This window comes from Acinetobacter sp. CIP-A165 (assembly GCF_000367985.1).
Classification (GTDB): domain Bacteria; phylum Pseudomonadota; class Gammaproteobacteria; order Pseudomonadales; family Moraxellaceae; genus Acinetobacter.
In genome coordinates, this window is the sequence record NZ_KB849202.1 from 958497 (window position 1) to 974713 (window position 16217).

At 39.1% G+C, this 16217-nt stretch carries 13 protein-coding genes and 1 pseudogene; 4 read left to right on the forward strand and 10 right to left on the reverse strand.

The window, feature by feature from the left end:
* Positions 1-61 precede the first annotated feature (61 nt).
* From F991_RS09980 to F991_RS10000, 5 genes and pseudogenes are all read right to left on the reverse strand, one after another.
* Positions 62-1525, reverse strand: a pseudogene (locus F991_RS09980) (PepSY domain-containing protein).
* Between the two features lie 3 nt (positions 1526-1528).
* A complete protein-coding gene (locus tag F991_RS09985) occupies positions 1529-3640 on the reverse strand; it encodes a TonB-dependent receptor (RefSeq protein WP_004671022.1) in 2112 nt (703 codons plus the stop codon).
* 75 nt (positions 3641-3715) lie between these two features.
* On the reverse strand, positions 3716-4231 hold the full coding sequence (locus F991_RS09990; RefSeq protein ID WP_004671023.1) for a hypothetical protein: 516 nt from the start codon (positions 4229-4231) through the stop codon (positions 3716-3718).
* A gap of 127 nt (positions 4232-4358) precedes the next feature.
* A complete protein-coding gene (locus F991_RS09995; RefSeq protein ID WP_004671025.1) occupies positions 4359-5450 on the reverse strand; it encodes a 3-deoxy-7-phosphoheptulonate synthase in 1092 nt (363 codons plus the stop codon).
* Between the two features lie 118 nt (positions 5451-5568).
* A complete protein-coding gene (locus F991_RS10000) occupies positions 5569-6456 on the reverse strand; it encodes a sulfite exporter TauE/SafE family protein (protein ID WP_004671027.1) in 888 nt (295 codons plus the stop codon).
* A 307-nt stretch (positions 6457-6763) separates the two neighbouring features.
* Here F991_RS10000 and F991_RS10005 point away from each other — a divergent pair, with 307 nt between their 5' ends.
* Positions 6764-8914 carry a TonB-dependent siderophore receptor gene (locus F991_RS10005; protein WP_004671029.1) on the forward strand — a complete coding sequence of 717 codons (2151 nt, stop codon included), beginning with the start codon at positions 6764-6766 and terminating at the stop codon, positions 8912-8914.
* A 99-nt stretch (positions 8915-9013) separates the two neighbouring features.
* Here the strand turns inward: F991_RS10005 and F991_RS10010 are convergent, their stop codons facing one another.
* Genes F991_RS10010 through F991_RS10020 form a run of 3 tightly spaced genes read right to left on the reverse strand, consistent with a single transcriptional unit; the run spans position 9014 to position 11137 of the window.
* Positions 9014-9289 carry a hypothetical protein gene (locus tag F991_RS10010; RefSeq protein ID WP_004671031.1) on the reverse strand — a complete coding sequence of 92 codons (276 nt, stop codon included), beginning with the start codon at positions 9287-9289 and terminating at the stop codon, positions 9014-9016.
* Complete coding sequence (locus tag F991_RS10015; protein WP_004671033.1) at positions 9286-10842, reverse strand: PepSY-associated TM helix domain-containing protein; 1557 nt, start codon at positions 10840-10842, stop codon at positions 9286-9288. The genes F991_RS10010 and F991_RS10015 overlap by 4 nt, the downstream gene beginning before the upstream one ends.
* A 1-nt stretch (position 10843) precedes the next feature.
* Positions 10844-11137 carry a hypothetical protein gene (locus F991_RS10020; RefSeq protein ID WP_004671035.1) on the reverse strand — a complete coding sequence of 98 codons (294 nt, stop codon included), beginning with the start codon at positions 11135-11137 and terminating at the stop codon, positions 10844-10846.
* A 246-nt stretch (positions 11138-11383) separates the two neighbouring features.
* Here F991_RS10020 and lpxB point away from each other — a divergent pair, with 246 nt between their 5' ends.
* Positions 11384-12562 (forward strand): lipid-A-disaccharide synthase, encoded by a 1179-nt coding sequence (lpxB, locus tag F991_RS10025; protein WP_171063437.1) that lies wholly within the window; start codon positions 11384-11386, stop codon positions 12560-12562.
* Between the two features lie 37 nt (positions 12563-12599).
* Here the strand turns inward: lpxB and F991_RS10030 are convergent, their stop codons facing one another.
* Positions 12600-13469, reverse strand: coding sequence for a DUF2797 domain-containing protein (locus tag F991_RS10030; protein WP_004671039.1), 870 nt, complete (start codon positions 13467-13469; stop codon positions 12600-12602).
* A gap of 38 nt (positions 13470-13507) precedes the next feature.
* On the opposite strand from F991_RS10030, the gene F991_RS10035 reads away from it, so the two are divergent.
* Positions 13508-13969, forward strand: coding sequence for a DUF6231 family protein (locus F991_RS10035; protein ID WP_004671040.1), 462 nt, complete (start codon positions 13508-13510; stop codon positions 13967-13969).
* 147 nt (positions 13970-14116) lie between these two features.
* Complete coding sequence (locus tag F991_RS10040; RefSeq protein ID WP_004671041.1) at positions 14117-14713, forward strand: YidB family protein; 597 nt, start codon at positions 14117-14119, stop codon at positions 14711-14713.
* A gap of 264 nt (positions 14714-14977) precedes the next feature.
* Here F991_RS10040 and F991_RS10045 read toward each other — a convergent pair whose 3' ends face one another.
* Positions 14978-16066, reverse strand: coding sequence for a porin (locus tag F991_RS10045; RefSeq protein WP_004671043.1), 1089 nt, complete (start codon positions 16064-16066; stop codon positions 14978-14980).
* Between the last annotated feature and the right edge of the window lie 151 nt (positions 16067-16217).

A 16217-nucleotide genomic window follows, 5' to 3' on the forward strand; every position in this document is an offset into this window, starting at 1 on the left:
CATGAAATCGAATCTCGATAGATATTGATCCTCTCATTGTTCGTGAGAGGATCAAAAAACATTATCTTTTTTTACAGTAGGCACAGAAGCCTAGTATCACCAAAATAGCAATCAATGCAGCGATTAAACCTAATAAGATATCACGAACAATTTTATCAATCGGTAACCAACTCCACTTATGCAAATAAGTAAAACTTTTGCCTTCGAGTGCATCCTGTGCCGTGACTTTTGCCGCGATTACACCGCTACTTGGCTCGATATAGAGTCGTAATTGATCGTTTAAATAGGTATCAATTTTAATCACTGGAAGACGTTTATTGATAAAGCCGTATTCCCCACCAAAGCTGGTAATCCATGAACTTTGCCTAATTCTTTCTATCGGTACATTGAGATAATCGGCAGCGAGCTGTTTACTTTGCTCAAGCACGTCAACTGGTTTGGCTTGTTCAGCATCAATCCATTGGATCGCAGGTGTTTGATTTTTACTCTAACCATGATGATCATGTTCTTTGGCTGCGGTCATACTGCCTTGCATGTCTTTTTTGCCGATGAGTTGAATCATCCACGCAGCCCGTGTTTGATCGTGATCGAATGACATGGGTGCTAGGTGTAAACGTTGAATCGGCTGAACAGTTGCGAGTTGCCACGACGTTTGATCTAAATCTTGTGTCTTGAAAATAGGCTGAATATTTTCAATCTCGGGTTTCTTTTGCCAAAGATGGTAAAAACCACTGATCACCCAAAGCAAAATAAAGACACTCAGACTGATACCTAAATAGCGATGTAGAAATCGAACTGGTTTCTGACGTAAACGATGGTTTTTTCGGTTATGAATTTTGAAAAACAGTCCGATTCCCATGCAAGTGATTGCCAGTATGCCAATTAGGGCGAGCTGCATCAAAATAGTTTGACCAAACCATTGCTGATTATTCCACGTCCATGTATGACCTAAGCGGAAAATCCGTGCCATCCACATCTTTTGGTCATTAGAAATTGTGGCAAGTCGTGCGTGACTAGGATCAACATAGGCACGTAAACCTTGATCAAAATCAACACGCCAGATTGGCAACAAGCGATTTACACTCGGATAATCATCACTAAATTCTGTAACCAGTTGCGTGGAAACAATATGCTCCTCAGCAAGACCTGTATACCAAACGGCTAAACGTTTGGCATCTTGTGATTCTGCATTTTCAATACGATGACCTGAATGCGCATCATAGTATTCAGCAATATTTTGGTCTGTGCCCAATACCCGATATGCTGTTTGATCGGCATTGATTTGAATGGCTTGAAGTGCAGAAAATTGCTTGATCTGATTTTGCTCTAAGACCGTTTTTGCTGGTAAAGCATTGTTTAAATCTAGTTGTTGCGGTGGAGGCATTCGTTTCAAAGGCTGCGGTTGTGTTGCACTCATAATTGGATGCAACACACCTGTTAAAGCCCAAAATAGAACCAAAATGCCCAACACCATTCCAAGGCTACGATGAAAGCTCAGTAGCTTTTTGAGTTGGTTGGCATTCATGGCTTATTTCCCGAAATGATAGCGTAAACCTAATAAATAGGTACGCGGTGCAGCAGGGGTAAAGCTCGCTTGGTTATTACTAAATGAGGTACTTTCAGCATAATGCGCGTCTGCGGCATTGATGATATGACCATAGATTTCATAAGCATTGCGGCGATAGGTTGCGCGTAGATTTAATACCGTATGCCCATCATACTTTTCAGTATTGGCATCATTGATCCAGTATGATCCGACGTAGACACCTTCAGCGGACAACAACAACTCAGGAAAGGGTTTAATTTGATATTCAACTGTACCAAATGCCTTTGGAGCGCTTGGCATACGATTGCCATTATAATTTAAGCTTGCTGATGGTTGAAATTGCTTAAATTCATGTTTCGCCCAACTTCCGGATAGTTTCAAGCGTTGATCGTATTGATCCGTAATATTCCAAGTACCGCCAATTTCAATGCCTTGATGTCGTGTTTTACCTGCATTACGGGGTTCACGGGTATTATCAGGTTTAGTATAACTAATGACTTCATCCTCTCCATCTAAGCGATAAAGCGTAATTTCACCATCTAAACGTTCATCGAAAAGTTTGAAGCGTATACCAAGATCCATATTGTTAAAGGTTGCTTCAGACAAATTTGGTGTCACTAAGTTTGCACCGTATAAACTGCTGACTTCTGGCGGTACAAAACCTTGTGACCAGTTGCTATAGATATCCAACAGGGGGTGTGCATTCCAAATAAAGCCAAGTTGTGGGCTGGCTTTATGGAAGCGACGTGTTTCGTTCGGTGCACCCGTAACATTTGATGGCGTTAAATTATTCTGATAGTCATATTTAATCCAGTCGTAGCGAGCACCAGCAACTAGATTTAAGTTATCGAATGTTTGCCAATTGACTTGGGTGTAAATGGCTTGGTTATCGACATCGACATTGAAATCACGTAATAATTTTCGTGGTTTAAAACCTGTATAAATACGTGTTTTTGGATCACGAAATACTTCAATATCATTGGTTCTGGCTTTGTTTGGCGTATGTTCTGCCATCGTACCGACAATCCACTTCACTTGATCAAAGCTCGTGGCGTGTTGCAAATTTAAACCATAAGATTTGAACTGATTATAAGTGGTTTGACCTGTATAAGTTCCAGTAGGCACACCATTCCGCATATCAGTACGAATGCTATAACTTGGGTTTTGTTCAGTGGTGTTGTCTCTATAATATATGGTTGCTTGAGTTTGATTGATCTCATTCCAAGCATGGCTAATCTGTGAAGATAAACGGGTGGAATCGACTTCACGATAGGTAAATGTCTGGTAACTATAACCCGGACGTTCACTAAAATCTTTGCCGTTCAGGCTTCCAGTCATGTCGGCTTTTAGATGGTTATAGCTGGCAATATTTTTGATTTGTGTGGCATCAGAAATGTTCCAATCATGCCGCACAGTCAGACTTTGTTTATTACTTTCGGCGTGATCTTGCCAGCTGTCACCACGATCACTTGCGTAGCCAGACAAACGTAGACCATGTTCACCAGATTCAGTATCAAATGTATTTGAAGCACCAATATCTATACGGCGATATCCTTCACTACTCGCAAGTACGCCGATTTCAGCAGTCGGTGTTGTGCTTGGTGCTTTGGTTAGAAAGTTAATTGTGCCACCAATGGCATTACTTCCATATAAGCTACTGGCTGGACCACGTAAGATTTCAATACGATCAATTCCCGCAAGATTAAGTTCATAGAGCGCATTATGGTTAAACACACCAACAGGACGAACCGAAATACCATCTTCTAAATACTGATAAACTGCTGCTGTAGTCATCGGTTGCCGAATCGACATCATATGTTGTTCATTACCCAAGTCATTCATCAATACCCCAGGGGTTTGATTGACCAATTGCCCAATAAAAGTGGCATTTTTATCGGCTAATGTTTGGTTGCTAATTTGGCTAATCGCAGCAGGGGTATTATTGAGAGATTCACCTTCACGACTTGCCGTAACCACAATAGTCGCTAAGGTTTTGGTATCTTGTGCAGGATTTTCTTCAGCAATCGCCAATGAACTGTAAGTCACAGACAGGCACGCAGCCGTTAAGACTGACAAACGAAAATAAGTCGTCATTTTGAAAACTCTATAAAAGCATTAAACGAGCTGTATCGCAGTGATGAACTGGATACGTATGTAAAAGTTTGCGATTTATAGAGCGACTGGCGGAGCGTGTTTAAGGGGGGAAATATAGAAAATACGTGGAATATACAGATCCTGTGTCCACGCATGGCACAAACAGCGTACACGACTAAACCAAGCCAATAAGAAAATGATAATCAAGCCAAGCAATGGAATAATTGCGGCTGCATCTAAACCATAGGTACACAGTGGGCAATGCTTCATAATTTGGCTAGCAAGTGCATAGACTTGTTGTGCATATTCACTGAGCTGTGAACCGTGTTGAGCATGATCAAGGTGATGATTATGCTGCTGCATCGTATGGTGGTGATGTTCACTATGATCGTTGCTGTGTACTTGTGTCGATAACAGTGTGACTTTTTGAATTTCTGTGACTTGGCAATGTGATGGCATTGCATAAAGTGCAGGTACGACGCCAGTATGTACCATGGTTGGTAACAAGATATGCCAGAGTAAACAAAGCAAAGTTATCGTACCCAATAAGGTACGCCACTTGTACATATGTTGACGAAAACTGGGCTTCATATCGGTGATACGTCGCAGGAGGAATGTGGCAGCAGTATAATTAAAAAAAACTTACAGTTCAAAACATAGTTGATCTATCAAAAATAAAAACAGGCTCATGAGAGCCTGTTTTTGATCTATTCAAAGATTAACGATTTGGTAAAACGTCTTTTAACGCTTCATGCATTTCTAATAATGCTTTTTCAGTGGTTTCCCAATCAATACAGCCATCTGTTACAGATTGACCATATACGAGGTCACACAGATTTTCAGGGATGTCTTGACGTCCACCTTTTAAGTGACTCTCAACCATGATACCCACGATTGATTTGTTGCCATCAAGAATTTGCTCTGTGATGTTTTTCAAAACCAATGGTTGTAAATACGGGTCTTTGTTTGAGTTGGCATGACTGGTGTCAATCATGATTTTGGTGCTGACTTTCGCTTTGGCTAAAGCTGCTTCAGCTTCAGCAACTGAAGTTGCATCATAGTTCGGTTTGCCATTACCACCACGTAAAACCACATGCGCGTATGGATTACCTTTGGTATTGATGATCGCAACTTGACCACTTTCATTTAAGCCTAAGAAGCTGTGACCATGTTTTACGGATTGCATCGCATTGGTTGCAACCGTTAAACCACCATCAGTACCATTTTTGAAGCCCACAGGTGATGACAAGCCCGAAGACATTTCACGGTGTGTTTGGCTTTCTGTAGTACGTGCACCAATTGCAGACCAAGAAATTAAGTCTTGATAGTATTGAGGAGAGTTTGGATCAAGTGCTTCAGTCGCACATGGTAAGCCTTTTTCATTCAATTCAAGCAAAAGCCCACGACCGATATGCAAGCCTTTTTCAATATTGAAAGAGTCATTCATATCAGGATCGTTGATCAAACCTTTCCAGCCCACAGTTGTACGTGGCTTTTCAAAATAAACACGCATCACGATATATAAAGTATCTTTTACTTTTTCACTGAGCACTTTCAAGCGATCTGCGTATTCATGCGCAGCTTTGGTATCGTGAATAGAACAAGGCCCGATCACGACAAACAAGCGCTTATCATTACCATCTAAAATATTACGAACCGTGTTACGCCCATTAAGTACAGTTCGGTAGGCAACTTCTGATAAAGGAAGGTCACTTTTAAGTTCTGCTGGAGTAATCAAAGTCTGAATGCTTTTAATGTTAACGTCGTCGATATCTGGCTGAGAAACTGGATTTGACTGTAGAGTATTCATTGCTGTCACAAATTCAATCGAAAGAAGAGGTTAATTTGTCTACGAATATAGCACGAAAAGCCGATTGATTAACTAGCGATTCGCATCATTTATGTATAAACAATCGGCTATTTAATACTTAAACTATTGTTGTAGAATGAGTTATTTGCTGAATCAGAACCACTTGGGTTGTTTCAACAGGTTTCGGTTTCTCTTTTACAGGGTTAATAATGAAATTTATACCCAATGCAAATAGCGTGATTCCTAAGATTTTGCGGATAAATCGTTCAGGTAAATGCGAGCTGATCAATGTTCCCACAATAATTGCAGGAATAGAGCCAACCAATAACCACATCAATAAGCTGAAGTCGACATTGCCAGAAGACATGTGGCTCAAACCAGCGACAGCAGTCAGTAATACAGCATGCACAACATCAGAACCAATGATACGAATCATCGGTAAATTGGGGAACATAATCACTAACGCCATGATGCCAAAAGCACCTGCACCGACAGAAGACAGAGTTACCAACACCCCTAAAATAATGCCCATAAACACAATATATCGGCGTTTATGCTGTAGGGCATGTTGTTCGCTTTCCATATTGGCTTGTTCACGATTTCTAAAACGATCGAAGAACTTTTCAATTTGAGCACGGAAGACGATTGAGATACCCGTCAAGGTCAACATTACACCTAAAACCATGGTCAATACTGGTTTATAGTGTGCGGATTGACTCAAATAATGTTCTAACACCCAAGAGGTAGCGAAAGAGGCAGGGATACTGCCCAATGCTAACCATAGGACAATCGGCCATACAATATTTAGTTTTTTGGCATGAACCAATGAACCACAAAATTTTGAAATTGAGGCATAGAGTAAATCTGTACCAATGGCAATATGCGGTTCAATCTTAAATAAGCTGATTAAAATCGGTGTCATCAATGAACCACCGCCGACACCCGTGATTCCAACGCAGAAACCAACCAGTACACCAGCTAAAATAAATTCCATTGGACCAAACATCGACGATATGCCTAAATTATGCAAAAAACAGCATATCTTATTTCTTTTTTAGCTAACTCGTTGTGATGAAAAGTGATTTCCTTATGCAAAAAAATGCTAAGCGATAGAAATGATAATTATTATTATTTATATTAAAATTCATATATTCTCCTTGATGGTATGTGCTTGGTCACAAGGATATGGCGTTTTTGAATTTAATACCTTCAACTTCATAAACTAGAACGTAGAACATCATCATGATTTCTGGCTTATTTGTGCTTGGCGCTGCAAATTCTATTTTATTTTCACAACATCATCGGGGGATGATATGGGTAAATTAAAGCCTTTGGCTTGGGCAACTCAAATGATAATGGGTACGAATTTACTGTTAATTCAACATCTTCATGCACAAGAAGATGTCCAAAGACTTCCTGTGATTCAGGTTCAGGCAGAACAAGAACCTAGTTATGTTGCAAAACAAATTACACTGGCCAAATCAAATACTTCTTTAAAAGACACACCTCAATCTGTATCTGTGGTGACACGTCAGCGTTTAGATGATCAAAATATTAATACGCTCGAAGATGCAATGAAAAATGTTACAGGGGTTACTGTTCAACGTTTTGATTCAGCGGGTACGTATTCCATTTTTAATGCGCGTGGATATGGAAGTGATACCTATCAAATGGATGGTACAACGCTAAGAACTGACTCTAACGGTAGCTATATTGATCTAGCTGTTTATGATCAGATCGAGGTATTGCGTGGAGCTGCTGGTCTATTCAGTGGTGCAGGCGAGCCAGGCGTAACGTTCAATATGGTGCGGAAAAAAGCACTTGCTACGCCATCACTGGAAACCAAAGTGAGTGTAGGGTCGTGGAATAACTATCGTACAGATTTGGATGTTACTGGTGCATTAAGTGAAGATGGTAAAGTGCGTGGCCGTTTTGTCACCGCATTACAGTCATTTGATACCTATATCAATGGTCTTGATGATAATAGCAAAGCACTTGCTTATGGGACGATGGAATTTGACATTACTGATACTGCGACGGTATCGCTGGGCGCGACCTACCAATATATCGATACCGTCTTATCCCGCGGAATCCCAACATGGGCGAATGGGAAACTTTTGAATGTTTCGAGATCGACTTCTTTTATTCAGGACTGGAACAATCAACAACTAGAGAGTAAATCTTTTTTTGGTGAATTTAAACAAGCTTTAAATCATGATGGTGAAGTTAAAGCCACAGTACGTTATGTTACGCGTAAAAATGATGCACAATACAGTGATCCTGTAGTACCCAATGCCAATGGAGATATGATCAATTTCAATGCATTGGCTTTCAAACGTGAAGATAAAGACCTGAGTGCAGATTTATATTTAAGTACGCCATTTTCACTCTTTGGACAAACCCATAATTTCTTAATTGGTGCTGACTATTTGAAAGGTCAAGGTGAAACTGACTACACATCGTATCGAAATACGTTGTCAGGTGTCGTGAATGTCTACCATGATAATCAATATGCTTTCGGCAAGCCGGATTTTATTTATGGGATTAATGTTTCGAAAAGTGAACTAGAAAACTACGGCATCTATAGTCAGTTGAGGCTAAAACTGCTTGACGATGTGAGTTTAATCACTGGTGGACGCATTAGTTGGTGGGATAATACATCAACTGCACTGGTTTCGGATGGCGTTATAAAAAACACCCAAACGAATTATAAAGAAAGTGCAGAACTTACGCCTTATGCCTCGCTTCTATGGGATATTACTCCGCAAATTTCAGCGTATACGAGTTATTCACAAATTTTCAAACCGCAAAATAGCTATCGATTTGATTCCAATAATCCTAATGGTGTTGGTATTCAACTTGATCCACGCACGGGCAGTCAAATCGAGTTGGGAATGAAAGCTGGTTTATTTAACGATCAACTTAATCTTTCAACAGCAATCTTCCAGATTGATGATAAAAATCGTGCGATGGATGATCCTCTCAATGACCGTTATTCTATTGCTTCTGGAAAAGTACGTAGTCGGGGTTTCGAAGTCGACGCGGTTGGTAAGCTCTCCCAAGATTGGGATCTCAGTGCAGGTTATGCTTACAATGATAATAAATATCTTAAGGACAATAAGAACGAAGGTAAAACATTTAGTACGTTCACGCCACGACATAGCTTCAATTTATGGACACATTATAAATTGCCAGACACACTGATTTCAGGTTTAGATATTGGTACTGGTTTACGTTATGTTAGCAAATTTTATAGTCAATCAGGTCAAGTCCGCATTGAATCCGATGGTTATACTGTGGTAGATGCTTCCATTGGTTACAAAATCAATCCAAATATCAAAGCCAGTTTAAATGTATATAACTTGTTTGATGAATCTTATTGGGAAAAAGTCAGTGGAACTTCTCGTCAGAACTTCTTTGGTGCACCACGTAACTTTATGTTGACACTACGTGCAAAATATTAATTCAGTACTAACAAACACCTAGAGTATTTATTTTGTGATAGATGAAAATCCCCAATTAAGATTGATTTAATTGGGGGTGTTTATTTAGTTCTCGATTGTTTAATTAGATTTAAGCTCGTTGACCCATAAAATTAATAAGAAGGTTACAGGCGTTGCAAAGATCCACCATCCTACAAAACCGATTGAAGACCCGTAGATTAAACACAGCAAAGCACCTGCCAAGAAAAAACAGAAAAAAGCACACATTCTTAGCTGTAACCGAAAGCGCTGTACGAATGGTTGACGCTTCGGTTTAATTTTGCGGATCGCTTTATCACTGCATTGATATAATAACGTCATGCCTAAGCCAATCAGGATAAGTGCAAATAACATCATTTTTTTGTCTCTTTTCGGTCAAGTTTCGCTTTCAATTTATTGTGCGCTTTGGCTTGAATAGGTTGAATATTTTGATAAATAAATACAGCAAAGAGTGCACAAGCGATCAGAAATAAATCAATCCGCAAAAAAGGCCAATAGCTTTGTAGATCTGAAATGAGCCGATGGTGAGTTAGATAAAGCAAGTTATATATAGGCAAAGCAATTGCGAGCAATCCAAAAATGAGAATCTGTGATTTCCATAAATATTTTTGTTTCGTTATAAGTGCAATAATGAAGCTCAGTGCCCAAACAATGAAAAACGTATAAATCTCATAGTTAGGCATGGTTTCTGTTAGATGCACCAATCGGTTGGCAAAAAGATAGCCAAGCATTGTAATAGGCAAACCAACAAATGCAGCAACATTCAAGCGATCAACCAAGTAGTAGCCAAAATGGAACTGATTTGATTTATTTTGAATCTGACGTTTTAAGCTCCATAACAACAAACCAGAAGCAATCATTAAACAACCAAGAAGCCCTGACAGGAAGAAAGCAAATCGCAGCGCAGGCTGTGCAAAAGTTGCCATATGTAGGCTATAAACACCAAAGTTTAGGGTCGCTACAGCACTGTTGTTTCGAGTATCTGCAAGAATTTTACCTGTACCGTCAAAGCTAATTTGCGCTTGATTTAAGGTAATTGATCGATCTTCCAATTGTTTAAATGTAATGGTTGCTTGATCTGTATTTAGATTTTTTGCTTCGATCGTTGCAAGTGCTTGATCTCCCCATTGTTGCCGTACTTGGGTGAGGAGGGTTGCAATTGAAACTGTTTCAGCGGGTTTAGGTGCGGCATTATTGTTATTGCTTTGGTTCACTGTTCTGATTTCAGTGAAATATTGATATGGATTATCTGGATATAATTTTTTCATACCTAAGGGTAGATACAGATAAAAGAATATCGCTAAACCTGTAAAAGTAATGGTGAGAAAAAAAGGTAATGCCACAACAGAAGACACATTATGAAAATCGAGCCAAGAGCGTTGTGATTTAAAGGTTCTAAAGGTAAAAAAATCAGTAATAATTTTTTTGTGGGTAATAATGCCTGAAACCAAAGCAACCAACATGATAAATGCGGCCAAACACGCGATCAGCCGCCCGATGAGGATCGGCATCCCATAAAGTTGGTAATGGAAACGATAGAAAAATTCGCCACCTTGTGTTGCTGATAATTTTAATTCTTGCCCAGTGTTAATATCTAAGTTCCGACTTTCATAGCTACCATCTGCCTTTTCCCAATAAATTTTATTTACAGGCTGCTCAGGATTGGCAATGCCGATATACCATGACTTCGCATCTGCCGCATTTTTTTCTAAATAATCAGTCGCAGTGCCTATCGCCACATCTTGATTCACTTGATATTGTGCAAGTTGCGGCTGCATCCACAAATTTATGTGATGACGATAATAAGAACTCGTTCCCATCAAAAAAATGGCAAACAAAAGCCATCCAAAAACCAAGCCAGTCCAAGCATGTAACCATGCCATTGATTGGCGGACGCCTTTATTTTGCATTTTAATTTAAACCCGCAGATAAGCCAAACAAGAGTCCCACCAAAGCCAAACTGAGCAATGTCAATTTCAATAATGAGTTGAAACAAAATCCAACAATAACAAAGAGTAAATAAAACAAAATCGAGATAAATGCCGCGAGAAAAATTGCTTCTGCTTTATCTAGAAAATAGTTGAATAGTGTCGTTAGGCTTAAACTCAAATACATCATTGCTAAATAGCCAAGCACGAATATAAATATAAAGCGATAGAACACACTCAGTCGGTAGGCAAATGTTAGGGAAGTGGATTTAGCCATAAATGTACTTAGAAATAGCAGAAGGAGAGAAAATCACACATGTAAATGATTCTTGTTTATATTAATGTTTATATACAGCGCAAGCAATTGCTGATTTATCGCAAATCTAGATGCTCATTCACCCAATCAATGATTTATTAGATTAAAATGATCTTCACTAATCATGAACAAATTACATTGTTTGCTGTGATTCGATGTAAAATCATTCTGTTAGAATCTTTTAAACTTTTGAATGGGGCGTTAGTCTTGTTAAAGCAAAAACTAAAAATTGGCATTGTAGTGGGGGAAGTTTCTGGAGACACGTTGGGTGTAAAACTCATGCGCAGTTTTCGTGAACAAGGTATTGATGCTGAATTTGAAGGGATTGGTGGTCCACAAATGATTGCCGAGGGTTTCCATAGTTTTTATCCAATGGAAATATTATCGGTCATGGGCATTGTTGAAGTTTTAAAAGACCTAAAAAAACTCTTTGCTGTACGTGATGGCTTAGTTGAGCGTTGGACTGAACAACCTGTAGATATTTTTATTGGGATAGATGCACCAGATTTTAATTTACGCTTATCGAAAACGATAAAAGAAAAGAACTTACCGATAAAAACTGTTCAATATGTGAGCCCATCAGTGTGGGCATGGCGTCAGGGACGTGTCCATAGCATCAAGCGAAGTATTGATTTAGTGCTGTGTTTATTCCCATTTGAAAAAACCTTTTATGAAAACTATGATGTTGCAGCCGCCTTTGTTGGTCACCCATTGGCAAAGCAATTGCCTTTAAAAAATCCAATTATAGAAGCAAAACATCAGCTTGGTTTATCTGCACATAAAATGCATATTGCGCTATTGCCGGGTAGCCGTCGCGGTGAAATTGAACGTTTATTGCCTTTACTCACTGGTGCAGCCGAAATCTTACATCGGAAACATCCTGAGCTTGAGTTTTTGATCCCAGCCATCAACGATGCGAGAAAACAGCAGATAGCGCAAGGTATCCAAAACTTGGATATCAGCCTAAAAGCCAAGATTCATGTTTTAGAAAATACCGATAATGAATCAAAGATCGGGCGTATGGTGATGAGTGCCAGTGATATTGTGGCACTTGCATCAGGCACAGCCACACTTGAAGCGATGTTGCTGCATCGTCCAATGGTGACTTTTTATAAATTGCATTGGCTTACCTATATGATTGCCAAGTTTCTCGTCAAAATTCCATATTACGCATTGCCCAATATTATTGCGGGTAAAAAGGTGATAGAAGAATTGATCCAATCCGATGCTACGCCAAAACAGCTTGCGACTGAGATTGAAAAATTGATGGATCATGAAACGGCACATATTCAAATGATGCAACACTTGAGTATGCATAAGCAGTTGATCTCTGGAAATACTGAAGACCCAGTACAAGCCATTTTGAAATGCTTAGAAGCTGAGTAAAAAGAATGAAAAGGTGGCTTAGATGCCACCTTTTTACTTATGCACGAAGGATGAGTTCATACCCCGTATATTTACGAATATTGATCACGCCAATATCCAGCAATAAATATTGACCTTTAATGCCTTGTAAAACGCCACGAATTTTTGGGGTTTTATCGAGGTTCAGTGATTTTATCTTTTCAGGATAATGATCAACAGGGTAAATAAACTCACGTTGAGCTTCGTTTTCCAAAAACTCTAAGCCTTCATCAAACTCAAGATTTTGATTAAACTCTTCACGAATGCTTTGAATTTTTGGTGCAAACGTTTCAATGATTTGATCACGTTGTTCAATCAAATTTAAAGGTTCGGCTTCGCCTTTAAGTAACTTTCGCCAATCCGTCTTATCTGCGACTTGACTGGCAATCAGCGTCTCTAAATGACCAGATAAACGGCGAGAACCAACTTTCAGGATCGGCAGTGCTTGAGTCGCACCTTGATCTAACCATCGTGTTGGCATATTGACGATACGTGTAATACCAATTTTTAGCGCACTTGAATTGGCCAAATAAACGATATGTGGCTGGAAACAAACATTGTGTGCAAAATCATCTTCACGACAAGTTCCAAGATGATAATGACAAGTTTCTGGTTTCATAATACATAGATCACATTCTGCCTTGGTCTTGAAACATTTGAAACAATGACCTTGGGAATAGGATTTAGGTGTTTTAGCACCACATGATGTACAGAAAATATTGCCTGTCCATTCGATCTCTAGCTCTTGACCCAACACAAATGGCAGATCAGTTTCTGAACGATCCAATATAAATTTATATTCAACATTTGCCTTGTGTATTGGTTGATCAGTTACACTATGCGTTTTGAGCGCTGCATGCATTTTATGACAAATGCCTTGTAGTTCCATTAATAAACTCTCATCTTTCTCAATCAAGGGTTGCAGTTATGGCTGAACAAAATGTCATCACTTCTATGCTAGACGATTTATCTAAAGAACAGCCCATACATACTGCACTTTGTATTGGTCAACAGATTGACCAAAATGCGTCCATTCAATGGCATTATTTTAACGTAACTGACTTTCTAAGTCTGCCATTTACGCAGCGCTATGATTTAGGTTTTGTATTTTTTAATACCGTAGAGATGCAAAACGTCAGCCAAACACAAAAAGCGCAGTTGCTTGTCAAATTGCGTGATTTAATGGCAAAACGTATCGTAGTTGTGAGTCAATTAGATGACGAAAGATTACTTCGTTCGCTAGGCTTCACTCAATTGATTGACAAGACCACGCATGATAACGATTTTGCTTTGTGGCAATTTAATATTTTGACCTATAAACATGTGCCTGATTGGTTTAATTCCAAGTTTTGGGCGAATCCTGAAAACTGGAATAAATTTCGCTGGTAAATCTAAAAATGTCTCTGTTTTCAAAGACAGAGATTTAGTATAGGTTAACTGCAAGCCCTTGCAAAATTTAACAATTCAATTTTGTTCTGGGCTTTCAAAGCAGCGTATGCTTTTGGAATAAATAATTCCAAAAGGAACGTGTAAGCCATGACAGATTTAAGCAATATTGTTGAAATGTTAGCAAAACAAGCTTTAGGCGGTCAGCAACAATCAGGACAAGGCGGTTTGGGTGGCATACTTGGATCAGTACTAAGCCAAGTTGGTGGACAACAACAAAATACGCAAAACCAACAAGGTGGTTTGGGCGGTGTTTTAGGTTCGGTACTTGGCCAATTGAGCGGTGGAACAACTGCTTCTAACCGTAGTAATCCGCAAAGTCTTCTTATCGTTGTGTTGCCATTGGTACTTGCTTGGATTCAAAAGCAAGGTGGTTTACAAGGCGCACTGGATAAACTTAAAAATGCGGGTTTAGCCAATCAAGTACAAAGTTGGGTTGATCCTAATCAACCGAATAATACGGATATACCGACTCAAAATATGCAGAGTTTGTTTGATGATCAAGATGTAGAGCAGGTTGCACAGCAAACACAAGCCCCTAAACAAGCGATTTATGGCGCAATTGCATCGGTTTTACCACAAGTGATTGATTCTTTAACTCCACAAGGCTCTAGTACGAGTCCTCAAGAAGCGAATAATGATATTCAAAATGTGATGAATATTGTGAGTGGGTTCTTAAAGAAATAACCTATAAGTGTAATAAAAACAAGGAATAAAGCTCATGTAAATATGGGCTTTATTTCTTTTATAATTTAAATCGAATGTTAATTAGATGCATCCCGTAGGTGTAAAGCTCATTCAAAATGAATCAAACAAAGCTCTTTCGAAATTTTTACGGTCACTTTTTGTTCTGATTGTTTGTGTGAATAGCTTAGCCACGATTTTTCTTTTTTCAATGTAAAACTAAAAGGGCATCAAGCCCTTTTAGTTTGTTAGAAAATAATCTTCAAATTAGAAGTTATATTCCATACCTAAACCGATAGTTGTTTTCTTATCATCTTTCACTAACCAATCACGTTTTTGTTGGCCAACTACGCCATAGAAACGTGCTTGTTTGTTGATTTGATAGTCTGCACCAAGACCATAAAGATCTTGTTTACGATCATCACGACCATTTGATTCTGTTGTTGCAGAGATATACTGCGCTTTTAACTTGATCGGCGTAGAAGGGATCTTGTACGCTGCAGTTACGCCATACGCATCTTCTTGTAAACCTTTATATGATGTTACATCAGAACCGCTTGTTGTTGTAACCGTGTCATCTGTTGGTTGAGCTGTTTGCCATAAAGCACCCAATACAAACCCATCAAGACCTAACTTAGTGAAATCAAGTGAACCAGTTACACGGATTGCATCGGTATAGATACCAGATAAGCTATAAGCACCATATTTAGATGCGATACCGTAGTTACCTGCTACCGCCGCAGCAAAGCCGTAGTCTTTATTGTCATAAGTGATCGAAGTAGAAACGCCGTCACCAAAACCATCACGACTACCTTTATAACCATTAGCTGCATTTTCTTTAGCAGAAGACTCTTCACCTTGTTGGAACATGATGTTGAAAGCCAAGCCGCCTAACAATTTTTTGTCAGTTTCAAAACCGATCACATTTTTTAAACGATCTTCACCAGCTAAAATAGCGGTCATATCAAGTTCGTTGTGATCATTATAGATATCTTGGTTATTGCCCGCTGCAGTTTTGAAGTAAGAGTCGTATTGACCAACTTTTAATGTACCCACGCCATCTGATTTAAGACCAATAAAGCGGTTACGGTTAGTAAAAGATTGATCACCGTCACCATCTGCATTGATTTGCCATTCAATTAAGTAAACTGCTGAAAGGTTGTCTGTTAATTTTTCTTCGCCTTTTACCCCAATACGAGAAGCGTTTGAATTTACTTTTGTTACGCTTTCGTCTTTAAAGCCATTCTTGTCGATTTGATCGAGCGTCACATTGAGCTTACCATACAATGTTGGTGCTGCTTGCGCTGCATTCATGGCTAATGTTGCTACAGTAGCAGCAAGAAGCAATTTTTTCATTGAGATTTCTCCAAAACACTTTTTTGTAAATGGCAGTTGCCTTAGTTACTGTTATAAGTTTGCTCGTGTACAAAAAGTTACATAGCTCACTAACTTGTATGCAGTATCGACAAACTTTGTTACAGAGAAGTGAAAGAAAAATGACAGTTTG